This window comes from Paenibacillus sp. NPDC055715 (genome assembly GCF_053617595.1).
Genome location: NZ_JBSHGA010000002.1, coordinates 333,320 through 357,212, shown reverse-complemented (window position 1 = coordinate 357,212; position 23,893 = coordinate 333,320). Strand labels below are relative to the sequence as shown.

Here is a 23,893-nt window from a genome sequence, read left to right as displayed (position 1 = left end):
TCCAACTACTTATTTGCACGTCTACATGATAATGGAAAAGACTATCGCAAAAAAAACGGGATATATATGGTTGTTATCTACATATATATCCCGAAGTAACTATCAAACTTCAGAATGGAGCTTTAGTTACTGTGTAATATACGCTCTTGTGAAATCAATCGCTCCACTAAAGTCAAGCACGATGCCTTTTACATTCGGTTTCGTTAAAGAAGGATTTGTATAGTAGTAGATCGGAAGCATAACCATATCGTCTTGAACCAGAATTTTCTCCGCTTTCGCAAAATCTTCCATGCGTTTTGCTGGATCAGTTTCTATCTTAGCAGCTTGAATCAAAGCATCGTATGCAGGATTAGCGTAGCCAGAATTATTATTAGTGTTTCCTGTTGTCCACATATCCAAGAATGTCATTGGATCATTGTAGTCAGCAGACCAACCACCACGAGCGATTTGGAAATTCAGCTTGTTACGTGTTTGAATAAATACGCCCCACTCTTGGTTTTGGGTTTTAATGTCCACACCAAGGTTTTTCTTCCACATATCAGCGACTGCCAAAGCAATCTTTTGATGACCTTCACTGGAGTTGTACAGCAAAGTTACCGGAGGAAGTGTAGTTACGCCTTCTTCCTTCATACCTTCTTGAAGCAATTTCTTCGCTTCAGTAAAATCTTCTTTGAAGAAATCGTCTTTATGTTCGGAACGGAACTCCTGAGAAACTCCTTTGATACCTGGAGGTACAAAGCCGTACGCAGGAATTTGACCGCCCAATGTTACTCTGTCAACAATCGGTTGGCGTTGAATAGCCATCGCAAATGCTTTGCGGATTTTAACATTATTAAATGGTTTTTCAGTTGTGTTAAACAAATAGTAATACGTACTTGCAATCCCTTTAGCCTTAAACTCATTCGGCATTTCTTTTTTCACAGCCGGAATTTGGTCTGTAGGGATTTCACCGTTTGGCATACCAGCATAATCAAGTTGTCCCCTTCTGTAAGAAGCCAGCTCTGTTGCACCGCTGTTTACCAGGGACATCGTGATTTTGTTCAGCTTGATTTGGTCTTTACCCCAATAGTTTTCACTCTTGGTAACTTCGATCTTTTGACCGCTGTCCCACGTTGTTAAAGTGTAAGGTCCATTGGTGATCATACTGTCTTTCTGGACCGCCCACTTATCATTGCCCTTAACAGAAGGGTTTACAGGATAGAAGGTGTAGAAAGAAGTCAGTCCCAGGAAGTAAGGAGTTGGGTGTTCCAGCTCTACTTGCAATGTGTGGTCATCAACTGCTTTGACACCTACATCTTTGAAGTCTGTAATTTTAGTGCCTTTAAAAGATTTGGAAGTGCTCAGGTTGTAGCCCTTAGCATTTTTGATATAGTACAATTGGTAAGCATATGGAGGTGCTGGAGCTGTGGAAGGATCCAATACCCGTTGCCATGCAAATACGAAGTCACTTGCTTTGACCGGGTCCCCATTACTCCATTTTGCAGTATCACGAAGCTTGAACGTATAGGTTTTGCCGTCATTGGAAATTTTCCAGGATTCAGCTACGCCAGGGACTTCTTTGCCATCAGAACCCATACGTACAAGACCTTCATACAAAGTTTTCAGAACCGTGTTCGTTTGACTATCCTGAGCTTGTGCCGGGTCAAATGTTGGCGGCTCGGAGGCCAAATTAATGCGCAAAATTTGCTTGTCGGCCGGAGCCGGTGTAGTTGAGGTATTTTCTTGCGCGCCCTTGTCATTGTTTTCGTTCTTACTGCTGGAGCCACAACCTGCGAGCAGTGCGCCAACTGCAAGAATAAGTGCCAAAAGAACTAAAAAGCTTTTCCTTTTCATCTAGTGTTTTCCCCCTAGTTCTAAAGTGGTCTGTGTTTATAGATTATACAACCAGCGGTCAAAAAAATCTATATTGCATTCCTTAAATTTAAGCTTTTTTTTCAAAAAAACATGATTAATTTATAATTCGCACCTTTTCATGTCATCTTATATCACATGATGTTGAATATATTCTTAAATATACCAATAAAAGTAAACAAAACGTACGCCAATATCGTCGCTATAAAAGTTAATCTCCAGACCGCTCTACATAATCTTTTACCATCGACCTTGCCTTTTATTCGATTTTGGGCACCTCCAATTAGACCCAACGCCAGTAGTAAAAGAAGTAGAATCAAATAAAAACCGAATCGGGATGTAAAAATGACGTTAAAGAGTGCCGCGACGGAAAGGATCAAAAAAGCCGTGGTAATATCCATCGATATAAGCAACGATTTCTTCTTTTCCATTTTAAGAATGTAGCGACAAACCACAAATACGATCAGAAACGGAAAAAAGGGAAGAATACTGAATGTGCTAATGGTACCTTGTATAATACTCAACAGATCACCCCTCTTTTAGCCGCATACCTTCAATTAATTGCCACAATATCTCATGAGTTGGTGCAGTAACCCTAGCCTGCTTTGCCATCTGCACCAGCTGTCCGTTAATGGAAGCAACTTCTGTCATGGACTGTGTAAGCACATCGGCTAGCATAGACGACTGATTCTCTGCCGTTGCCAGGCAAACCTTCATAATCTGATCCCACCATGTGCTGTCCCACCGAATACCATTGGCTTCGTACACTTGAATGCCTTCTTCGTATAGCTTGCGCATCATATGTAGACGGCCCGGATCGGATAGCAACTCCCCATTGGGAATTCGCCATATTGCTGTCAGCGGATTGATCACAGCGTTGATCAGCAACTTGCGGTATATACCGTTCTCGATTTCTTTCGACAAGCAAACGTCAAATCCTGCTGCAAGCAGCCGATTTAGCACACATTGTTCGAAACTCCAGACCTGTACCTCCTCCAGCTCATCCGGACATCCAATTTCCGTAGCTCCCAACCCGGCATGCACAACGGATGCTACCCCCATTCTCTTGGCTCCTTCGGTCGTTACCGCAGGATATACCATTGCTTCAGGACAGGCTTGTCTAATTCGTTCTATATGTCCGATTCCGTTCTGTAAGCAAATCATTCCGATATCGCTTTCCATATTATCCGCAGGTTTAATCTGCTCCAATACTTCCCCAATCGCCCCTTGTTTGGTCATTATCAAAATCCACCGTGCCGGAACCTGTGAATTCAAGCGTTGCCAATCTGCCAACGGCGCTACCTTCAATGCGTCTCCAGTCACATGAACAGCAACATGCCCCTCTTTTTCAAATACAGTAATCCCCTCACAAGCAATGATGCGTGCCTGTTCAAGCGTTCGCGTCCATAACCTTACTCCCGTACCTGAGGCCACCAGCCTCCCGGCAAACAACAATCCGAGCGAACCTGCTCCAATAATATCAATCACTTATGTATCGTCTCGCTTCCATCTTTTTTTTCTACTATATCATATGCACTCTAGAGAAATACAAAAAACGCCAACTACGGCAAAGCGCGAGTTGACGTTCTATTTAACATATGCTGCTGTAATTTTGTTACTCAATGCGCTCCAGGTTCCCATTGGCGTCCATTTTGAATCTGGATTTAAGCTCTTCCTCATCCTCAGTGATTAAAGCCAAGCGGCGGGCCCGGTCCATAATCTGAATCAGCGCTTTGTAATCATCATTTACGACACGATAGTCGGTTTGCACCTCGTTAACCTCTTTGGACAGCCGGTCATTAATGGAGCGAAGTTGATTTAATTCCTCTTCCTTTTCACGTAAATCTTTTTCCAGCATCTTAATCTGTCGATTGGTTTCCTGTACAGATCCTTTCCATTGACGCAAAAAGCGGATCACTGCGTCGATGGACAATGTATCTTCACTCGTTCCATCCGCTCTGTATACTCCTTCAGCCGTATCAAGCGTGGTAAAAGCTGCCACCTGAGATACACCAACTGGACTCTGCTTGCGAATATAACTACGTTTTTGACGCTGCGCTTTAGCAATGCTGATTGCTTCATCATAACGTTTGCGCACGCAACTGTTCCAGCGGAAGCCGCATGCTGCGGAGGTTCTTGCTATTTTTTGCCCAACCTCTTCAAACGCGGCGAGCTGTGTTCCACCTTCCCGGATATGACGCAATGTCACCTCCGCTAATATCAAATCATCTTCCGCACTCCAAGCATCTTGTCTTATTGCATTCATGCCTCTAGCCCTCCTAACAACATCCTAAAATAACCGTCTTCATAAACCGGTCTAACCGGTAATTGAATAGGGCATAAAAGCTGTTTATTCATTTCTATGCCTCTCGTAGAGTTCATAGAATCTATTTGATACTAAATTGTATTTCCATTTCTATAAGAACTCATACGTGGACAAATATAGTTTCGGGTTTCAAGCATCCTCTGGCTGCTGTACAATAAATGAATGGTTAAAGAATAAGAAAGGAACATATATATTACTGTTAGACTTTCTTCGGGAATACATAAAAGGGGAAAATCAATGAACAGATCCACTTTAAAAATGATAAGTTGTGCTCTGCTGACCATCATTATGATATGGACCTCCATGTCTGCACGTCCTGTTCTGGCAGCTCCTTCAGAAGAGGCAAACCGGATTTTGCAGGATAGTCTGTCAATCGTCGAGATTGATCATGAAATTGAGCGGATCGGCCAGGAACAGCAGATGCTTTTACAACGTCAGCAGGAACTTCGGAGCAATCTTGCCACTCAGCAGGAGCAGATGGCTATGCAAAGGAAACGCGCGGGTTCTGTGCTGCGCTCCCATTATATGGGGGAAAGGGACAAGCTGCTTAGTGTAGTACTGGGGGCCAAAAGTCTAAAACAGCTTCTCTCCCTATACGATTACTACTTGCTGCTGATTAGCCACGATCAGGATGTACTTCAAGAATACGAGTCCAATTATCGAAATATGCGAAAAACAGAAGAACAGGTCACCCAGGCTTCATCAGATTTGGAAACGGTCAAAACAAACCTGCTGGAACAACGTAAGCGCATTGTTCTGCTTCAGGAGCGTGTAAATGCTGGTGTTAACACCAGCAAGGACCCGGATACGCTACGCAAGCTGATCAGCGAAATGACAGCTTATTGGGAGAATGTAGGCGTCTACGAGGTGAACAAGCATTTTAAAGCTCTGGCTCAAGCGATGCAGGATTTGCCTCAATTTATTCAACAACAGCAAGGAGCCATGATTACAAACGGCAAAGTCATTACAATAAGCATACGCGAGGATGATTTTAACCGTTTTCTGAAATCCGAAAATGAATTATTTAATCACTTCAATTTTTCCTTCGAGCAGGATCGTATTGTTGTAGAAGGTCAACAGGAAACCATGAAATTGAGGGTAGAGGGGCACTACACAGTAGAGAACGAACCACAAAATGCGATTTTGTTCCATGTGGATCGGCTCTTCCTTAACGGACTGGAGCTGCCAGATACGACCCGTAACAAGCTGGAAAAGGATTTTGATCTGGGCTTCTATCCGCAGCAGCTCATTTCTTATGTCAAGGCCACAGAGGTACGCACCATAGCGAGGGTACTTGAGGTTACACTCGAATTGAGCCTGAAGTAAGCCTATTTCACCCTTGTATAACTATCATAAATAATACATGGACAAAAATAAGAGACCCCGGGATGTTCCCGAGGTCTTCTTATTTACAACAAATACTGCACAGTATATAAACATCCTGATCATGGGATAGTGATATGAGCTTCTACAGCAGATCGGCTGCCAACTGTGCCAGCTTGGAGCGCTCTCCTTTTTCCAGCATAATATGCCCGCTAATCCCTTCCTGCTTGAAGCGTTCTACCACATACGTCAAGCCGTTACTGGCTGCATCCAGATAAGGGTGATCAATTTGCTCCGGGTCTCCCATCAAAATGATTTTACTCCCCTCACCTACACGAGACACGATTGTTTTGATCTCATGTCGGGACAAATTCTGCGCCTCATCAACAATAATAAATTGTCCAGGTATTGAACGCCCCCGAATGTAAGTGAGCGCCTCCACCTGAATGCTGCCCAAACCCATCAAAATTTTATCGATATCGCCTGATTTTTTGGCATCAAACAAATATTCCAGATTGTCGTAAATCGGTTGCATCCACGGACGAAGCTTTTCTTCCTTTTCTCCCGGTAAATAACCGATATCCTTGCCCATAGGAACGACAGGACGGGCGATAAGCAGCTTCTTGAAGCGATGTTCATCCTCTACCTTGAGCAGACCCGCCGCGAGCGCCAGCAACGTTTTGCCTGTACCTGCTTTTCCGGTAATCGTCACCAGCGGGATATCGTCATTAAGCAAAAGCTCCAGTGCCATCCGCTGTTGGGCATTACGCGCACTGATCCCCCACACCGATTCATTGCTTAAATACAAAGGCTCCAATCGGCATGCATCGTGGTTCACTTTCAGCAAAGCCGATTTTCCAGTCCCCATCTCATCCTTGAGAATAACGAATTCATGTGGATATAGCGTATAAGACAGCTCCAGTGGCTTAATCAGTAAAAAACGATTGGAATAAAACTCATCTATAACGGACGGATGCACCTGAATTGTCGAGTATCCGGGATATAACTCACTCAGATCACCGGTTCTGTCGGATAAATAGTCTTCGGTCAGCAGTCCCAACACATCTGCCTTGATTCTCACCAGCACATCTTTACTGACCAGCACGACCGAGCGCGGTTCAGGCAGCTCCTTCTCCTCCAGATGATAATTCAAGGCGACCGCCAGAATCCGGTTATCGTTCGAAACCTCCCCGAACATCTCCTGAACTTTCAAAAAGCTCCGATGATTTAATTCAACTTTGAGCCTCCCACCTTGCGGAAGCGGAACACCACTGTGCAGATGCCCTACTTCCCTCAACCCATCCAGCAATCGCGATACGTTGCGGGCATTCCGTCCAATCTCATCCGCGTTGCGTTTTTTGGAGTCGATTTCTTCCAGAACAACAGCTGGAATAACCACTTCATGTTCTTTGAAGGTAAAGATGGCTTTCGGATCATGCAGTAGCACATTCGTATCCAGCACAAAAATTTTCTTCATTTAGATCCCCTCCAAAGCGGCGTGGACAATCTCGTGTTTCATACCTATACCTATTCACCGGGTAGCCAATAGTTGCTGATTCCCTGAAAAAAGACCCCAGAAGCAGCGTGAAACAACGAAAAGTTGGTAGGTAATTCGTGCCTTAGAGCCTGTACACCTTGGGATCAGACACAAAAGGCCCAGTGATTACTCACTGGACCTTACTTATTTCATTCATATTATTACGGAAAAAGCAAACGATATTAGACAGCAAACGGGTATGAATGTCAAAACCATATACTTGACGTGCTACCCATTCAGACATACCTCAACCCCCTTATGCAAAATAAGAGCTTTTACTCGCTGCGAGTATAACATAAGAGGGAAGAAAGATACAAACTCAAGAATTGGAAGAAGAGACCGTATTATTGTCGCTCGCCTTTTTGGATAATTCCTCTTGCAGTGCTTGTTTGGCCAGATCAAGCTGCTGTTCATCAATATAGACATAAGGACTGCGCCACGTACCCACTACCGGTTTGTAATTCACATTTTGCTTGGATATATTCCAATAGGTCTGTACGAGATTTTTCATTTGCTGAGACTCAATATCCGTCATCATATTCTTATCAACGGATTTAATAATTGCACTAAATTTGCTTAGAGCACTAAAGGACTGCATTTGGTCAATCAAGGAATGAAGCACCTGATTTTGTCGACGGTTGCGATCAAAATCATCAGATTCAGCGGTTCTCGGGCGACAGTTGGATTTACGGTAACGAACAAAATCAAGGGCCTGATCACCGTTCAAATGTTGTGCTCCTGCCTTCAAGTTAATGTTAGTACCATCTGCACTGTCACGGTAACACATATTTTTGTCGACCGTAACATCTACACCACCCAAATTATCCACAACATCTCTGAAGCCCTGAAAGTTAATAACCGTCACATAATCGATGTTAATGTTCAAATATTTGCCGATCATCTTCTTCATTTGCTCTTCAGCGACTTCACCAGACTCTTTCTCTCTGGCCTTGAACACCGGATAGTACTCATTCAGCTTACGAGGTTTATATCCATCCATTTCCAGCCGCGTATCCCTCGGCAACGACACGATTGTAGATGACTTGGTATTCGGATTCAGTGTAGCTACCATAATAACGTCCGACAAATAAGTTGGATGATCAGGGCGGTAATCCGTTCCAAGCAACAAAATGGTCAAAGGCCTGGCCTCGGCCAATTGTGTTTTTGGCACTTCCTTATTGATCCCCGTATCCAAAACATCCTCTACCTGATTGTATAGATAGTAGGCGTAACCGCCGGCCGCCAAGATACCTATAATGAGCAGGAACAGAACAAACTTCATAAACGATCCGAAAAAGCTTTTTTTCTTTTTCGTTTTTTTCGGTTTGGCAGATTTTTTCCCGCTTTGTATCCGGGGAGGCAATTCGTTAAAAAGATTACTCATGCTTCAACACCTTTTCCTGCGTTTTGAGAAATAAAACTTTCTCCAAGTTTACAATCCTAAAACAGATACAGCGGCGCATCCCGTTGCCGGGCGTCGCCGCTGTGGCCCAAACCAATCCAATTAATTACGAATTTGCTTGTGCTGTTTTACGCTGTTTTTCTGCACGCTCGCGCTCACTTTTGTTCAAAATCTTTTTGCGCAAACGAATGGCATTAGGTGTAATTTCACAATACTCATCATCATTCAAATATTCGAGCGCCTGTTCCAAAGAGAAGATACGAGGCGTTTTAAGTTTAACAGTATCGTCTTTTGTTGCAGAGCGAACGTTCGTCAATTGCTTCTCTTTACAAATGTTAACAACGATGTCATTATCACGTGTATGTTCTCCGACGACCATACCTTCATAAATCTCAGTACCCGGCTCCAGGAACAGAATACCGCGATCCTCTACACCCATCATGCCATAGAATGTAGTAGTTCCATTTTCCGTTGAAATAAGCACGCCTTGATGACGCCCACCGACTTGACCCCCAACAAATGGACCATAGCTGTCAAACGCATGGTTCATTACGCCATAACCACGAGTCAAAGTCAGGAAGTTCGTCGTGTAACCAATCAGACCACGTGCAGGGATCAGGAATTCCAAACGAACCTGTCCGGTGCCGTTGTTGATCATGTTGACCATTTCAGCTTTACGGGAGCCCAGACTTTCCATAACTGCGCCCATGCTTTCTTCAGGAATATCAATGAGGAGACGTTCGATTGGCTCCATTTTCTTGCCATCAATTTCCTTCACGATTACTTCCGGTTTGGACACTTGCAGTTCATAACCTTCACGACGCATGTTTTCAATCAGGATACCCAGATGCAACTCACCACGTCCGGATACGATAAATGCGTCCGGGCTGTCGGTTTCATCGACACGCAAGCTGACGTCAGTTTCGAGTTCTTTCAGAAGACGCTCGCGCAGTTTACGGGATGTGATCCATTTACCTTCGCGACCTGCGAATGGGCTGTTATTAACCAGGAAGGTCATTTGCAGCGTTGGCTCATCAATCTTCAGTACAGGTAAAGCTTCAGGATGGTTTGGATCGGCAATCGTTTCGCCGATGTTAATATCCTTGATCCCTGCAATAGCCACAATGTCACCAGCGCCCGCTTGGTCGGTTTCAATCCGTTTCAGACCTTGGAAGCCGAACAGCTTCTCAATACGCGCTGATTTGCTGCTGCCGTCACGCTGGATAACCGTAACCGCTTGTCCCTGCTTGATAATACCACGGTTTACACGACCAACTGCAATGCGGCCAAGATATTCGTTATAGTCCATCAGTGTGACGAGGAATTGAAGAGGCTCATCTACCTTCTCCGTTGGAGCTGGGATGTGATCCACAACGGTTTCGTACAATGCCTGCATGTTATCGTCTTGCTTTTCAGCATCCAGACTGGATGTTCCGTTCAAGGCTGAAGCATAAACAACAGGGAATTCCAACTGCTCATCATTCGCACCCAGCTCGATGAACAGATCAAGTACTTCGTCAATAACTTCGGCCGGACGAGCTGCCGGACGGTCAATTTTGTTAACTACAACGATTGGCGTCAGGTTTTGCTCCAACGCTTTACGCAGTACGAATTTAGTCTGCGGCATACAACCTTCGTAAGCATCAACGACGAGCAAAACACCGTCAACCATTTTCATAATCCGTTCCACTTCGCCGCCAAAGTCGGCGTGTCCCGGTGTATCCACAATGTTGATCAGGTAATCTTTGTACGTAATAGCTGTATTTTTAGCCAAAATCGTAATACCGCGTTCACGCTCCAGATCGTTGGAGTCCATGGCGCGCTCCTGAACAGCCTCGTGGTCTCTAAATGTTCCGGACTGTTGAAGAAGCTTGTCGACAAGCGTCGTTTTGCCGTGGTCGACGTGGGCAATAATTGCAATATTGCGAATGTTCTCTCTTGCATGCATGGTTTGTATCCATATCCTTTCCGTATATCAAAATAGTGTCTCTATCCTGAAAGTAATGCTTATCCAAGGCTAACAATCGTTCTTCAGGCCCGCTCCCTGCCAGCCCTCTGTATATTTCAGGCTTTGTGCAGGCAGCTTCTCTTTCCGATTCGCGTGAAAACCTTAAAATAAGCGTCAGAAAACATCCCGACGCTCTTATCATATCCATTATATTATAGTTGAAATATGTCATAAAGCAAGACATTATTGGCTGTTCCGTAATTTACCGTCATAAATTTTGCACTGCTTGTCGTTTCACTATTTACGTTTGGTACGATTGTTAACCATCAGCCATATCCCTGCACCGATCAATACAACTGCAACAGCATAAATCATTCCGGTCCTCGACATGCTAATAATTAGTAGAATTACCGCAACGAGTCCCAGAATCATGCTCCCTGTATATACAGTGCGAGGCAGCGTTATATCATGAATAGCGTATTCCCATAATCCAACCGCCACACCCAGCAGTAACACAGGCCATAGATAGGCCATCAAATGCCAGCCCCATGTATTACAGAGAAAAAATAAAAAACCGTACACCGAAAAAATCCCGGCCGGCAGCAGCATAATGGGAGAAACTTTACGCATCATGTACATCGCATGCAGTATAATACCAGGTATTAAAATCAGCAAGGGCCAGAAGTTTCGTCCCAAAAAGGAGAAGAGCCCCAGTTTTCCTAACAAAATAATCAGTCCTACGGCAATGATGCCCAATCCGATCATACGCTCTTTTTCGGAATTCATCGTGGTCTCCTTTATTTGCTGGATTTGTTTCTTGGTCTTTTAACGCGGATGTTTTCAAGTGTATTTTTGTTAAGTATAGTGTTTTTACAAAAACCGAGTAGATTCCCCGGCGTTTGCAAAAGCCCTATGTATAGTTTAGCCGATGTTTTCCAAAAAAACTACGTTCAAATGCGGCGGGCTCGCAGCTGCTGATATAATCCTGCTATTACAACTACAATGGCCAGTAATCCCGGTAACCATGAATGTAAAACTTCCCCAGACCCGGTTAACCATGCTCCCAGTTTGGGATCACGCAGTAGCATTTCACCTGCCGTGAAGGCCAGTATTGCAGATCCGAGTAGAATGAGTGCAGGGAAACGGTGAAGCCAGACTGCAATAACGTTGCTCCCCCACACCACAATTGGAATGCTAATCGCAATACCGATGACAATGATCGCAATATCCCCATTAGCAAGTGCTGCAATAGCCAATACGTTATCCAGACTCATCACAAAATCCGCCACCAGAATCACCTGTATAGCCTTCCATATGGTTGTTTCTGCTCTTACTCCTACATTATCGTTATTCTCATAAAGCAACTTAAACGCAATCCATAACAGGAGCAGACCACCCGCCGCCTGAATAAAGGGTATTCCTAGCAAAAGGACAGCTGCAAAAGTCAGCACACAGCGCAGCACAACTGCGGTGAGCGCCCCCCACCATATTGCTTGGCTCCGCTGCCTTGCAGGCAAGTTTTTGCTCGCCATGGCTATAACAACCGCATTATCACCGCTTAATACCAAATTGATCATTAATATTTTCAACAGCAAAATGATATGCTCCATGTATACAAACACCCCCATTCTACTTGTATGCGAAATAGGACGAGGCTATGCTTGTACATCAAGGAATCTAATAATTTTATTACAAATATCCATAATTCATTAAAAATAAATGCTCAATTTGTTAAGCGGGTATTGATCATAAACAGAGCATGCTGAACTTAGGTTATTTAATCAGGGAGATGAGGACGATTGACATGTTCTAATTTCAGTTTTTTGGGCTACTGCTTATCTACTCATTCGTATAGCCGCCACGATTGTCGTGCTTTGGCTGCTTCAAGTGCCGTGGCTGTTACTCGTCGGGGGTGTAATGCTGATATGGGTTCCCTGGATCATCTAATTGGGCTCGACTGTGCTTGGCTATACCGGCTCCAATATGATTACCGAGGGACGTAAGCTGGAGCCATACTTTACCGAACACCCCGCGGTGCGTATCCTGTTTATTCCCACAGTGATGGCTGGTATTTTGCTCACAGGCTATCTTCAAAACCGCAGAACCATATCCAGCCGAAAAAAGCCGTTTTTGAAAATAATTTCAAGAAAAAACTCATACATCTATAAAAAGGCAGACCCGACTATAGTCGGTGGATCTGCCTTTTTATATACCGCTAAACGTAGCATCTTAAAAAATTTTAAAACCAATCCTCTTGCACAACTTTCTCTTTACGTCCCTCTATAGCTCCATCTGCCTCAAGAACAACAGTCACCGTTGTAGCCACGGCCTGCTCAATCAAAGTATTTAAATCCCGAATAGAGGCTTCGATCTTTTGAACAACCCACAAATTCGGATTGGTCGTTGGGGATTTGGGAACAAACAACGTGCAGCAATCCTCATACGGCAGGATAGATAGATCGTATGTGCCGATTTGCTTGGCTATTTCCGTAATTTCCTGTTTATCCATCATCACGAGAGGACGCAGCAACGGTAATTCCGTTGAACGCCCAATCACATTCATGCTCGATAAAGTTTGGCTGGCTACTTGGCCGAGACTGTCTCCCGTTACAAGCGCCAGCGCCCCTTCACGCTCCGCCAGCATCGTGGCAATACGCAGCATGGACCTTCTCATCAGCGTGATAATTAGATTATCCTGTCCGGTGCGTGTAAAAGCCGTCTGCACCTCCGTAAAAGGTACGAGATGGATCTTGATATGTCCTGCGTAACCCGCCAATACCCTTGCCAAGTCAATAACCTTTTCTTTCGCACGCTCACTCGTAAACGGATAGCTGTAAAAATGGACGCATTCGATCTCCAATCCTCTACGCATGGAGGACCACCCCGCTACCGGACTGTCGATTCCGCCCGAGAGCAGCAGCATGGCTTTGCCGTTCGTACCTAACGGATAGCCCCCTACAGCTGTAATAATATCGCTAAATATATAAGCCGCCTGTTCTCTGACTTCTACCCGCAGCTCAATATCCGGTTGACGGACATCGACCTTTAACACTGGGAACTCGCGCAGTACCGGCGAACCAATCCAATGATTCATCTCATGAGAGGAATGGGCAAATCCTTTCCACACCCTGCGAGCATTTACCTTGAAAGTCGTTCCCTCGGTCGGGTTCAACTCACGCATCAAGGCTACAGCGGTTTCAATAATCGTGTCAAGCTCAACAGGAGCCATTTTAACAGGACTGATGGTGGTGATACCAAACACCTTTTGCAACACTTGGATGATCTGCTCATAAGGCTCTCCTCCGAGAACTACATAAATCCGTCCAAATTCCTTACGCAAAGAAGCGCCGGGAAACGGCTTGAGCAACAGTTTCACGTGATTCAGTACCGCCTTTTCAAAACGGGCGCGGTTTTTCCCTTTCAATGTAAATTCGCCAAAGCGAAGCAACAGCATATCATAGTGCATTTTAACGTTTCCACCTTTCAAGGGATTCCAATTGCGCCACAGCCTGGCGGAGCGCGAGAATAAGCTCGTCAATATCCTGTTCTGTATGTTCATCGCCGAAACTGATCCGAATGCCACCGAACGCTTCCGCCTCACTGCGACCCATCGCCAGTAATACCCGGCTAGGCTCGGCCAATTTGGAGGAACAAGCCGATTGGGTCGACACTGCCACACCCAACTGCTCCAGCGTATGCAGCAGCACCTCAGCCTTCATACCCGGATACGAAAAATGGACAATGTGTGGCGCTTCCTCTCCGCTATTCAGTCGCAATTGAGGGATCGTTTTCACTTCTGCGGCTACCCGATCTCTCCACGTAGTCATACGCTGCGCCGCCTCTGCTTGCCGTTCTCCTGCCAGCCGGACCGCCTTGGACATACCGACAAGCAGCGGAACATTTTCCGTACCTGCACGAAACCCCTGCTCCTGAGAGCCTCCGCTAAGCAGTGGGAAAAGCTCCACACCTTCCCGAACAAAAAGCAGTCCGGCTCCTTTGGGACCGCGCAGCTTATGTGCGGACAGGCTGTACAGATCAGCCTTCCAGCCCCGGATATCCACCGGAAGCTTTCCATAGCCCTGCACACCATCAACATGGAACAGCACACGTGGGAACTGTTCCTTCAGCGCAGCTCCGATATCATGCAAAGGCTGTACCCTTCCCGTCTCATTATTGACATGCATCGTGCTGACTAAAATCGTGTCTTTGCGGATAGCTGCACAAACCTGCTCGGCACTGACATGCCCTTCCGCATCCACGGGCAGAAATGTGACCTCAAAACCGATTTTTGCCAACTGTCTGCAAGCTTCATACACGGACGGATGCTCTGTCGATACTGTAACGATATGCTTGCCTCTGGCCTGATACTGCAAGGCTACTCCCTTAATAGCGAGATTATTGCTTTCCGTTGCCCCGGATGTGAATACAATCTCCGCCGGACACACGCCCAAAGCTGTAGCACAAACCTCCCGGGAACGCTTAAGCAACTTATCCGCATCTTCCCCGTACCGATGCATTGAGGACGGGTTGCCATAGTGGAGTCTCATCACCTCTGCAATCGTCGTAATCACCTCTTCAAAAGGCGGAGTTGTCGCTGCATAATCAAAATATTTCATGGAACTCCCCTTTCTGCCCTGCAACCTCTACAACAAAAAAAGACCAAAACAGGGAAAGGCCACTGCATTACACAGTGACGCCCTTTCCCCATATTGATCCTGCCTGCGGACCTGTCTGATTAAAAATTTTGTTTTTTCTCTATAAGCTACAGGGCTTAAATCGTATATTTTTCACGTGCGTTCTGAATTTTGGTAATATACTTTTGCGTTTCTACTGGAAGCTTGTCCAGCACAGCCATCAACTGCTCGTCACTATTCACGCCCAGTCGCTGTACCCGTCCGGGGCCCGCATTATAAGCTGCCAAGGCCATATTTTCCTGTCCGTTAAAACGTTTGATCTGGTAAGACAAATAACGAACTCCGGCATCAATATTTTGTGCAGGGTCATACGCATCGCTAACTCCCAATCCTTGGGCGGTAGCATCCATAAGCTGCATAAGCCCTTTGGCTCCGGCTGAAGACGTGACCCGCGGATTAAACGAAGATTCTGTATCAATGACCGCTTTAATCAGCGACACCGGAACCCCGTATTTATTGCTGGCCTCGTTAATGAAATCATCATAAGCTGTAGGTTTGGTCGGTCCATCGGTTACTGTGCTGGAAGCAGGATATACCGCCAATGGCGAAGCCGCTCCCCTCGATGGTCCCAATTGGAGCCAAAGCAACCCATTTTCATCCCTTGTAACGTCCCCTGAATTTACACGAGCTGCAGCATCATCTGTCTCCAACTGACCTGCCTGCTCGAGCAATCCGGAAAAAGCATCCGTTGTACCCGTTTGAGCTGTAGCACTTATATTATTCAACAACTGCGTATCGATTATGGACTTGGACACGCGCGGATCTATTTGCATGTGGTATTCCCAACTTTCTTTAGTTGTTATATCCCAAACAGCCTATCATTACTGCTTATGATACAACGTTTTGCTATGTACTGCCATCTTTTTAACAAAAAAAAGCTCCGTATCTGTCGAATCGACAGCGGAGCTTCATGGTACTGGCTCGATGCAGAGAGATCGCTATAATAATTTCCACTCGGCCAGGCAAGCGATCACTCGGCTTTTCGTGTCTTCACGGGATCAACGAACAAACGGAATAAAAGCAAAGTAGCTTAATGTTGCCAGCGCACCCAGTCCGATCGACCAAATACCTGTTGTTTTGTTCCCATTTACATAAGCAAAAAAACCTAACACTGCAGCAATAGGCCCCAGCACAATTGACCACATAAACAGTGCAGCAATGCCTGCGGCTAGACCGATATAGCCGGAGATACGTCCACTTTTGCTTTTGACATGCTGCTCATCCTTGTCCTCATGCCGAGTCACGGCTGGTGAGCCGGGAGCTACCTCAGCTGCATATTCCTCCCGATGATTGCGACGCTTGGCAGAACGTTCTTGAATACGACGGGGATAATCCACACGCTCACGGCTAAAATGCTCTTCGTCTCGATGCTTATCAGTTTCATGATCCTCCATAATACACTACACCTCCAATTACGTAATGATTCGCGGTATGAACTACAGAGACTTTGGTTTAAATGTGTGGCAACAGGTTGCAGCAGATGTTGCAGCCTGGTCACGTTCGACTGAGCTGAAGCCTTCGCCCGCATATTCTTCATCGAACTTCTTCCCGGCATGACTGTCAATTTCTATCATGATCAAATCTGCCTTGCACAAGTTGTTTTCTCCCCAATAATGACAATTGGCTACACTGCATTTGACTAATGGCTTGGCCTCTTGGCTCATGATGATCACCTCGGATTCATTGTCTCCCCCGTAGCGTTCACCTATGCGCCACGGCATATGGCAGTTGGTGACATACGAAAAAGCCGTTTCCGGTGCCTCCTCCAAATTGGCAGGAAGCAAACAGGAAACAGCTTGCTTGTCTCATTTGTTTTTATTTTCAATTGAAAAATTCACCTGCTAGAGGCTTATGCATGTGTACGGCGAGTCTGCATACGACGCTGAGTCAAATAATCACTTTCATAATAAGCAAGATCATCGCGCAATTCTTCAAAATTTTTCGTAATGTCCATGATCACTTCGCGGGCAAGCGTTACTGGCGTTTTACGGAAGCGTATAGCATCTTGTCCCGTATAAGCGTAGCGTCCATCCTCTGCGTAAGATTCATTTATAGGATAAAAAAAGCTGTTTACGCAGTCATGGTAAGCGTTATACAATGCCTTTTCCGCAAAATCGACGTCAAAGTTGGCGCGGCGCAAAGCCACACCCAGCTTTTCATAAGATACTTCGGAAAAAACAAGGACATGGCGGAGATCCGACAAAAATCCTTTGTAAAAGAGAACAGACTCCTCAGTGCGATCCACAACCAACTCCGGCAGCGCATGCTCATTAAGGAATGCTTCCACACGTTCCACGGTAGATTTCAAATTCTCCTGCGCCGACTCACATAATTTTTGTACGTTGACTGCTGACATCAATACAGCTCCCCCTTATTTGTTGCTTGTTCATCAATTTGGTTACCCGAAAATAGATCCTTCTAACCGAAAGAGCTGTAATTTTCAGTATTTATCCTACCATAAATAAGGATTGAAAGGTATAAAAACATGCCAACCTTCTCACGCTAAACCATAAATTCATAAACTCCCAAGGAGGACGGTCCCATGTCTCGGCAAAAATGGTTAAAACCCCTGATCGGAGCAGCCGCCGGTTTGCTTGTCATCACCCTGATGCTGCCTTCCCGAGATCACCGCCACACACCACAGCCCGAATATACGGCAAAAATGGTGCCACAGCAGGAACAGCAGCTCAAAAAAGGAATGTTGGCTTTGGACTTGTCCGCTACGGATACCATCACCCGCATGGACGCCAGGCAGGATATTGAATATGTAATGCGAGAACTGAATGGTAAAACCAATGATCAGAAAAAGCATTTTGCCCGCAAGCTTCAGCAGTCGCACAGTCATCTTCACACGCTACAGTGGATCAATACACGTGACGGGAAGAGCACTACCTACACAGGCAACAAAGCGCAACCCCTTCTGCTTAATCATGTTCAAGTCAAAAACAGCCTGACTGCGGCTCGTCGTTCCGTTCTGCAAAACAAATCTTACGAATCCGCAGCTTTTCAGGCGGAGGGTGGAAAATATTTTATCATGGCAGAGCCATCGAGTGACGGAACATACGGCGTTGCCGCGCTGGTCAGTCAGCAAGTGCTTCGTGACGTGGAAAAGCATCAGCGTAAAAACCTGCGTCTGATCCCATACCCGAAGGAAGGCAGCTACAAAATTGAATCTGTACATCCCGACACACTACACGATATTACCGTCAAGACGGGTCATGATAATGAAAATGCGAGCCATTATTTTGAAAATGAAATCGTCGTTCGCTTCCGCCACAATCCTGATCAACGGCAATTGCGAAAGATCGCAGCAGATTTGAACTGTGAGCCAGGCCGAAAGCTCGGTTATACGTATGTGTTTCATTCGAATAACATGAACTTCAAAGAGCTAAAGCAATATTTCTCGCAGAAGTGGAACCCGGTATATGCAGAACCTCACTACATGTATCTGACGAATGAAAAAACACCCGTAAAAGCGTCGAATGTCTCTATTCCGAATGACCTGCTCTTTTCCCGCTATCAGTGGAATCTGCCGGCCACCGAAACCAACCGGGGCTGGGGACTATCCAAAGGCAGCAAAAATGTAGTCGTAGCCGTCGTGGATACGGGAGTGGATATGGACCATCCTGATCTGAAGGGCCAAATCCTACCGGGACACAACATAGTTAACCCGAAAGAAAAACCTTATGATGACGTTGGTCATGGAACGCATGTTGCCGGCATCATTTCCGCGCTCGTGAACAACGGCGAGGGAGTTGCCGGCATGACATGGTACAACAAGGTCATGCCTGTCAAGGTACTCGATCAATCCGGGTCCGGTACCACTTATTCCGTGGCAGAGGGCATTATATGGGCCGCCGACCATGGAGCCAAGGTCATTAATCTGAGCCTCGGCAATTATGCGCAAGCTGAATTTTTGCACGATGCGATTAAATATGCTTATGATAAGGATGTTGTATTAGTCGCAGCCACGGGAAATGATAATACGGAACGGCCAGGCTATCCCGCTGCCTATCCGGAGGTATTTGCCGTATCTGCCACAGACGCGTCCATGCACCGGGCTTCCTTTTCCAACTATGGAGATTATGTTGACGTTATGGCCCCCGGCGCAAGCATAGCAAGCACTTATCCGGGGAACCAATACGCTGCCCTCTCGGGCACTTCGATGGCCAGTCCGCATGTATCAGCGCTCGCGGCCCTTGTTCGTTCCATCAACCCCGACCTGACAAATAAAGAGGTCATGGATTTAATGAGAAGCAGCGTGAATGATTTGGGCACACCGGGACATGACAAATATTTCGGATATGGCCAAATCGACGTATATAAGACGTTGAAAGCAGCTCAACGTACGTATGTTCCCTTGCAGTTCTACCCACAGCATTTGAGTGAAAAAATTAAATCTCTTTTGAAAATTCTGGAAAAGTAAACAGGATTCCGTTTGGGCAAAAAAAGCAGCCATGTACGCTCCATGGTCAAAAGCTTTTCATGTAGTCTCATGAAATCTCAAATAACCTTATGTATCAATGTTTTTGCTTATCTTACTTCTCATCTAGTCACAAACTACCTTATTGAATTCCATCGTTTTTTTGAGGTTTTGTGAACAGTGTGTGACCACTACAACAATAAAAAAAGAACACATTCGGCAAAAATTAATTGCTTGATGTGTTCTTTTTTATGCATTATTTATTCATTAGCGCAATAGGAGGATTCGATTATGTATTTTGCGAACAATGGCTTTGCTACTCTTAACTGTTTACCTAATGTTATCACTGGAAAGTTGCCAGAATTTAATTCGTTGTAGGCTGTTGCCTGACCTACCATAAGTATTTGCTGGATGTGGGTTACGTCTAGGAACGCCCTAACAAATGCATATGGATAGTCTTCATCCATTATCGCTGTCATTATAAACGGTTTCGGCTCAATATGTATCCCATCTGTACTCAATTGATCTGCCTCCATGTAAAATGTTGATTTTATAAACTATCCGTTGAAATCTAACCAGAGGAATCCATAAATTAAAGTGATTAGTCCTATAATACCGAACAAGCAAAAAAGTAAAGGCATACGAACAAATTTTTTACCTTCCATAATAACCACCTCATTTAAGAATATAAAACAGGTAGAAGAAGTCGGCTACTTCATTTCATCTAATCTACAAACCGCCTCTATGGTAAGTCTATGCTGCTCCATGGGAAACGTAAAGATAAGTCCCCAAATTAATTTTAGCGCTATAATCCCTATAATTTATGTACAACAAAGCCAAGGAATTAAAATCAGCTTTCACATCTTCCATGCCCTGGACGCACAAAAAGCTATATAAACAAAGAATTATTTATCAATTTTGTAGTTTGAGGGTGTCTATATAGGCATTTTTCCACCGTTTGGACGCAACATATTAGTCAAAAACCATATGTTTAGTCAATATCCAGTACCTTTTGTTATAGTTTGGATTGGCATCACCATTATCTAATCGTCTTCTTCTGTCCTTGTTCATTTTAGAAACATTGTTGATATTGTATGGTAGACTATTCTTTTGAAAATATAAGTTGAATTGCTCAACATCTTTTTGTTGTCTACCTCTTCCATCACGCAAGTTTACTTTTGTAATTAGTTCTGTTTGTTCTTCTTTGTATAAACGTTTGCCTATAATTGTATCTAAGTAATCGGTAATATCAGCCTTGTCATATGTATTATCTAATATTGTATACGTATCTTGTTAGAGCTTCGTTTTTATGTAATTCATATAACCGTCTTCTTCACTGACCACTTATTCAAAAAACTGCTTATCATAGATTTCTTTAAAGAACATCAAATCATTGATAGCTTTATCATATCCAACTTCATTATTTACTGGACGATCATATACAATTCGATTAGACTGCTTCCTGTACTTTTCCCCATAGGATGATGTGCCATGTTCTTGTAGGTATAAAGCAGGTTCAACGTTTGTCGCAGTTAGTACATCTGAAACAGTAATTCTTCTCTTTGTTGATTGTATCAAAATTTCTCCTTTCTGTTCAGAACAAAAATCTACCCTCCTTTTTCACATTGTTTCAGTCTAATTGATTCATTACGTCCGTTTTCTCCAATTGTTTCTACAATGTCTTTCAGATGGACATTTCGCCATTTTGTCGGGCGCTCTGATCACCTACCCAAGCACAACAATTTGACTTACCTTCGATTGAAGCAAGGTGTATGCAAATTTTATCCTCCTTTATTCAGGAGTATAGGAAGTGTTTGTGTACCATGAAACAATTGAAAAACACAGCAATTATCCTTACAAGTGTATTGGCTCTAACTGCGGTAGCTCCATTGGCAGCTTCTGCTGCAACAGTTAAGGGGATCGAAGTATCGAAGGATCTTGGAGTTATAGTTATCTAAAAAACTGGTCAGGAGGTGCACGAGGTTCTTGGTGGGACAAGTCCGACAATGACCTCAACTGTTAAAAAAGGTTATGGACATACGAAGATTAAAGTTCGGAATGAAGGAAAATCAAATCTCACTTGGAGCTTGCAGGGTAACGGGAGAGAATATGTCTATAAAACTGTTGGCAAAGGAGACACATTAACGTGGACTAGCGTTAATTCATTCCGAAATGGGATGCCTTCAGGGAAATACGTAATTCAATTCAGAGCCAACGGTAACGAAGTTAAAGGCGAAGCTTGGGGTACTACTGGTCAGTACACAGGAGACATGAACTAACCGTTGGGGTTCTGAATTGAATAAAAAAAATTTGGAAAATTGTTGGCTTCTCAGCTTTAGTCATTGTTTTAGTTATCATTTTCTTGGCTATGTATTGCAATGTATACAATTGAATTGTTATGAATGCTGTACCACAGCTTTCCAAAAGACAAGAGCCTTCCTTAAAGGGAGGGCTTTTATTTGTGTAGACTTTTGAGAAAAATCATAACTCCTCCCTAGCTCCACACATAAAAAAGGCTAGACGGACATCCCCATCTAACCTCTTGAGAAAAGTTGGTTTTCTAGATTCTACTGTGATCTTGATTCTTAAGACAATCTTTAATAGCTTACATTTCGCCGTGGTGAGTCGGTTGATAGCTGGACCCTTTATCTTGAAATTGTAAAGGCGCGATCACTACTGCTACTAGCATAAAACTGGATACTAATAAGGTTAGAATTACTTTACGTTTCATCTTCATCCACCTCATTAATCAAATTTCTGTATGCCGCCTTCGTCTCAGATGATGCATACTCCTGATAGGAATCATACAGCTTTACACATTTAATTATATACGATTTATTATTGATTAATGTAGATTTTTCTAAACAACTTAACAAAAAAGTAAATCCATCTGCAAAATTACTTTTGTTAAAGTAGTAAACCGCTAATTCCTTTGAAAAATGTATAAAGCGTTCTGTTATAAAACGTTGAGTATAATAGCTTTCGACTTTTTGTTGCTCCAGATAAGATGAAATGTCCACTTCGAATTGGTTTAATATATGATCTACATCAAAATGATATCGATTAGCCGCCTCAAGGATATTATCAAGTGCAGGAAGAACCTCATCTTTTCTTGAAGCAATGTATGTTACATAATTGGTCAGCACACTCTCTTCGCCTGAAAGAAGTTTATTTACATACGTATTTACAACCGCCCAATTCTCATATTTATTTTTCCATTTCAAGGTTTCTTCATCCGTATCCGTTACCCAGCTTAAGTCAGCATATTTTTTGATATGCTGGAATCCCTGTTCATAGTCTTTCCTCTCGTCACAGGCTTGCGCACGAAGCAAATGTGATAATGCCCAATAAGCAAACAAAGGGAAGCTGGGCTGCCTTGAATTTTCTTTTTTCACACGATGTTGCTGTTTGCTCAATTTGTATTGAATCTCAGCCTTTTCTCCCAAATCTTTAGCGAATAATTCCACTTTGTCCCATTTACGTAACGAACGATATGTATTCGCTAAATCCTTTAAACCATCTAGTTGGTCTAGTTCGTCCAAACGAACAACGTAGGTTCCAAACTGCACGGCTGCTTCATAGTTTTTTTCTTGGTCATCCCCTTGCCTGCTCTGAAACAGGCGGTACTGACACACAGCCAAACGTTCGGAGTACTGCTTATTCTCAGTGAGCGCCACATTCTCATAAAGTATAGCCGCCGCTTCATACAATCCTTCTTCAAAAAATTGTTCAGCCAGTTCAAATAATGGAGTAGCATAGCCTAACTTATCCAATAGCATATTCACGACTTGCTGAATACAATCCAATTTATTCAACTTTGCACAACTTTCCAGATAGGGACTCATTCTACGCCAATTCGGAGTAGAGTCGGCTAGATATTCAGGGATATACTGTTCGTAGTAGTAACCGACAGGGTGTCCCATCAATTCCGTCATTTGATCCAAATGAAAGACTGAAAACTTCCGATTACCATTAATGAGACTACTGACCGTACCGGGATTCATCTCTGATTTCCTAGCTAGGTTGCTGATGTTTAAATCATGTTCGTTCATGTACTTAATCAGTTCTGCGAGTATCGTGGTTGTATTGGACAAAATTAACCACCCCTTTAAAGAAAACTTATTAGGATATCAACTCATTTAAAATAGGAACATCATAATCAAATGATAAAATGGAATTATCACAATGTATTGTACCATCTTTTGGAACAAAATCATAGACCTTTCATATTTGTACTCACGATACCTTTTAGGATTGTTTACAAATATTTGTTGATTAAGGGTATTATCATGTAACCAAGCGATTTGTTCTATACCTGATAATCTATAGTAGAAAATAGCGGTACTACTCAAGCCATACAAAGTTACCTGATTGAACATTGATACTCAT

General features: G+C 44.0%; 21 protein-coding genes and 1 pseudogene. 4 read left to right on the top strand and 18 right to left on the bottom strand.

Annotation, left to right across the window (positions count from 1 at the left end):
• Positions 1–126: 126 nt before the first annotated feature.
• The 4 genes from ACWGOO_RS06015 to ACWGOO_RS06000 all read right to left on the bottom strand — a co-directional run bounded on the left by ACWGOO_RS06015 (position 127) and on the right by ACWGOO_RS06000 (position 4,117).
• Complete coding sequence (locus ACWGOO_RS06015) at positions 127–1,833, bottom strand: peptide ABC transporter substrate-binding protein (RefSeq protein ID WP_452481878.1); 1,707 nt, start codon at positions 1,831–1,833, stop codon at positions 127–129.
• Positions 1,834–1,985: 152 nt separating this feature from the next.
• Positions 1,986–2,375, bottom strand: a complete 390-nt coding sequence (locus ACWGOO_RS06010; RefSeq protein WP_452481877.1) for a DUF3397 domain-containing protein — start codon at positions 2,373–2,375, stop codon at positions 1,986–1,988.
• Positions 2,376–2,379: 4 nt separating this feature from the next.
• Complete coding sequence (locus ACWGOO_RS06005) at positions 2,380–3,339, bottom strand: ketopantoate reductase family protein (RefSeq protein WP_452481876.1); 960 nt, start codon at positions 3,337–3,339, stop codon at positions 2,380–2,382.
• 127 nt (positions 3,340–3,466) lie between these two features.
• Positions 3,467–4,117, bottom strand: a complete 651-nt coding sequence (locus tag ACWGOO_RS06000) for an RsfA family transcriptional regulator (RefSeq protein WP_452481875.1) — start codon at positions 4,115–4,117, stop codon at positions 3,467–3,469.
• A gap of 297 nt (positions 4,118–4,414) precedes the next feature.
• Between ACWGOO_RS06000 and ACWGOO_RS05995 the strand changes: the two genes are divergently transcribed.
• The gene (locus tag ACWGOO_RS05995) at positions 4,415–5,503 is read left to right on the top strand and encodes a coiled-coil domain-containing protein (protein ID WP_452481874.1); all 1,089 of its coding nucleotides are present in this window, start codon (positions 4,415–4,417) and stop codon (positions 5,501–5,503) included.
• Between the two features lie 142 nt (positions 5,504–5,645).
• On the opposite strand, the gene ACWGOO_RS05990 is transcribed toward ACWGOO_RS05995, so the two are convergent.
• The 5 genes from ACWGOO_RS05990 to ACWGOO_RS05970 form a co-directional block, all read right to left on the bottom strand.
• Entirely contained in the window at positions 5,646–6,977 is a 1,332-nt protein-coding gene (locus tag ACWGOO_RS05990) for a PhoH family protein (protein ID WP_452481873.1), read from the bottom strand.
• Positions 6,978–7,356: 379 nt separating this feature from the next.
• Positions 7,357–8,421, bottom strand: coding sequence for an LCP family protein (locus ACWGOO_RS05985; protein ID WP_452481872.1), 1,065 nt, complete (start codon positions 8,419–8,421; stop codon positions 7,357–7,359).
• A 124-nt stretch (positions 8,422–8,545) separates the two neighbouring features.
• Positions 8,546–10,387 (bottom strand): translational GTPase TypA, encoded by a 1,842-nt coding sequence (typA, locus tag ACWGOO_RS05980; protein ID WP_452481871.1) that lies wholly within the window; start codon positions 10,385–10,387, stop codon positions 8,546–8,548.
• 297 nt (positions 10,388–10,684) lie between these two features.
• On the bottom strand, positions 10,685–11,173 hold the full coding sequence (locus ACWGOO_RS05975; protein ID WP_452481870.1) for a hypothetical protein: 489 nt from the start codon (positions 11,171–11,173) through the stop codon (positions 10,685–10,687).
• Positions 11,174–11,337: 164 nt separating this feature from the next.
• Positions 11,338–11,997, bottom strand: coding sequence for a TerC family protein (locus tag ACWGOO_RS05970; protein WP_452481869.1), 660 nt, complete (start codon positions 11,995–11,997; stop codon positions 11,338–11,340).
• A gap of 229 nt (positions 11,998–12,226) precedes the next feature.
• Here ACWGOO_RS05970 and ACWGOO_RS05965 point away from each other — a divergent pair.
• Positions 12,227–12,511 (top strand): annotated as a pseudogene (locus ACWGOO_RS05965) (TerC family protein); the annotation flags it as partial.
• Between the two features lie 115 nt (positions 12,512–12,626).
• On the opposite strand, the gene thiI reads toward ACWGOO_RS05965, so the two are convergent.
• The 6 genes from thiI to ACWGOO_RS05935 form a co-directional block, all read right to left on the bottom strand.
• Entirely contained in the window at positions 12,627–13,853 is a 1,227-nt protein-coding gene (gene thiI, locus ACWGOO_RS05960; RefSeq protein WP_452481868.1) for a tRNA uracil 4-sulfurtransferase ThiI, read from the bottom strand.
• Position 13,854: 1 nt separating this feature from the next.
• Positions 13,855–15,003, bottom strand: a complete 1,149-nt coding sequence (locus tag ACWGOO_RS05955; protein WP_452481867.1) for a cysteine desulfurase family protein — start codon at positions 15,001–15,003, stop codon at positions 13,855–13,857.
• Between the two features lie 155 nt (positions 15,004–15,158).
• A complete protein-coding gene (locus ACWGOO_RS05950) occupies positions 15,159–15,854 on the bottom strand; it encodes a lytic transglycosylase domain-containing protein (RefSeq protein WP_452481866.1) in 696 nt (231 codons plus the stop codon).
• A 225-nt stretch (positions 15,855–16,079) separates the two neighbouring features.
• On the bottom strand, positions 16,080–16,475 hold the full coding sequence (locus ACWGOO_RS05945) for a hypothetical protein (RefSeq protein WP_452481865.1): 396 nt from the start codon (positions 16,473–16,475) through the stop codon (positions 16,080–16,082).
• Positions 16,476–16,517: 42 nt separating this feature from the next.
• Entirely contained in the window at positions 16,518–16,745 is a 228-nt protein-coding gene (locus ACWGOO_RS05940) for a DUF1540 domain-containing protein (RefSeq protein ID WP_452482045.1), read from the bottom strand.
• A gap of 185 nt (positions 16,746–16,930) precedes the next feature.
• Complete coding sequence (locus ACWGOO_RS05935) at positions 16,931–17,437, bottom strand: YpuI family protein (RefSeq protein ID WP_452481864.1); 507 nt, start codon at positions 17,435–17,437, stop codon at positions 16,931–16,933.
• A 186-nt stretch (positions 17,438–17,623) separates the two neighbouring features.
• Here ACWGOO_RS05935 and ACWGOO_RS05930 point away from each other — a divergent pair, with 186 nt between their 5' ends.
• Positions 17,624–19,507 (top strand): S8 family peptidase, encoded by a 1,884-nt coding sequence (locus tag ACWGOO_RS05930; protein WP_452481863.1) that lies wholly within the window; start codon positions 17,624–17,626, stop codon positions 19,505–19,507.
• A 257-nt stretch (positions 19,508–19,764) separates the two neighbouring features.
• On the opposite strand, the gene ACWGOO_RS05925 is transcribed toward ACWGOO_RS05930, so the two are convergent.
• Positions 19,765–20,025: a hypothetical protein gene (locus ACWGOO_RS05925; protein WP_452481862.1), complete on the bottom strand. Its 261-nt coding sequence runs from the start codon at positions 20,023–20,025 to the stop codon at positions 19,765–19,767.
• Between the two features lie 823 nt (positions 20,026–20,848).
• On the bottom strand, positions 20,849–21,082 hold the full coding sequence (locus ACWGOO_RS05920) for a hypothetical protein (protein ID WP_452481861.1): 234 nt from the start codon (positions 21,080–21,082) through the stop codon (positions 20,849–20,851).
• 245 nt (positions 21,083–21,327) lie between these two features.
• On the opposite strand from ACWGOO_RS05920, the gene ACWGOO_RS05915 reads away from it, so the two are divergent.
• Entirely contained in the window at positions 21,328–21,462 is a 135-nt protein-coding gene (locus ACWGOO_RS05915; protein WP_452481860.1) for a hypothetical protein, read from the top strand.
• A 762-nt stretch (positions 21,463–22,224) separates the two neighbouring features.
• Here the strand turns inward: ACWGOO_RS05915 and ACWGOO_RS05910 are convergent.
• Entirely contained in the window at positions 22,225–23,598 is a 1,374-nt protein-coding gene (locus tag ACWGOO_RS05910; protein ID WP_452481859.1) for a transcriptional regulator, read from the bottom strand.
• Between the last annotated feature and the right edge of the window lie 295 nt (positions 23,599–23,893).

Bases quoted from the DNA above. Each gene is read 5' to 3' on its own strand.
- ACWGOO_RS05995 (WP_452481874.1), top strand. From the start codon at position 4,415: ATGAACAGATCCACTTTAAAAATGATAAGTTGTGCTCTGCTGACCATC.
- ACWGOO_RS05945 (WP_452481865.1), bottom strand. From the start codon at position 16,475: ATGGAGGATCATGAAACTGATAAGCATCGAGACGAAGAGCATTTTAGC.
- ACWGOO_RS05935 (WP_452481864.1), bottom strand. From the start codon at position 17,437: ATGTCAGCAGTCAACGTACAAAAATTATGTGAGTCGGCGCAGGAGAAT.
- ACWGOO_RS05955 (WP_452481867.1), bottom strand. From the start codon at position 15,003: ATGAAATATTTTGATTATGCAGCGACAACTCCGCCTTTTGAAGAGGTG.
- ACWGOO_RS05930 (WP_452481863.1), top strand. From the start codon at position 17,624: ATGTCTCGGCAAAAATGGTTAAAACCCCTGATCGGAGCAGCCGCCGGT.
- ACWGOO_RS05950 (WP_452481866.1), bottom strand. From the start codon at position 15,854: ATGCAAATAGATCCGCGCGTGTCCAAGTCCATAATCGATACGCAGTTG.
- ACWGOO_RS05985 (WP_452481872.1), bottom strand. From the start codon at position 8,421: ATGAGTAATCTTTTTAACGAATTGCCTCCCCGGATACAAAGCGGGAAA.
- ACWGOO_RS05970 (WP_452481869.1), bottom strand. From the start codon at position 11,997: ATGGAGCATATCATTTTGCTGTTGAAAATATTAATGATCAATTTGGTA.
- thiI (WP_452481868.1), bottom strand. From the start codon at position 13,853: ATGCACTATGATATGCTGTTGCTTCGCTTTGGCGAATTTACATTGAAA.
- ACWGOO_RS05990 (WP_452481873.1), bottom strand. From the start codon at position 6,977: ATGAAGAAAATTTTTGTGCTGGATACGAATGTGCTACTGCATGATCCG.
- ACWGOO_RS05975 (WP_452481870.1), bottom strand. From the start codon at position 11,173: ATGAATTCCGAAAAAGAGCGTATGATCGGATTGGGCATCATTGCCGTA.
- ACWGOO_RS05915 (WP_452481860.1), top strand. From the start codon at position 21,328: ATGAAACAATTGAAAAACACAGCAATTATCCTTACAAGTGTATTGGCT.
- ACWGOO_RS06015 (WP_452481878.1), bottom strand. From the start codon at position 1,833: ATGAAAAGGAAAAGCTTTTTAGTTCTTTTGGCACTTATTCTTGCAGTT.
- ACWGOO_RS05940 (WP_452482045.1), bottom strand. From the start codon at position 16,745: ATGAGCCAAGAGGCCAAGCCATTAGTCAAATGCAGTGTAGCCAATTGT.
- ACWGOO_RS06000 (WP_452481875.1), bottom strand. From the start codon at position 4,117: ATGAATGCAATAAGACAAGATGCTTGGAGTGCGGAAGATGATTTGATA.
- typA (WP_452481871.1), bottom strand. From the start codon at position 10,387: ATGCATGCAAGAGAGAACATTCGCAATATTGCAATTATTGCCCACGTC.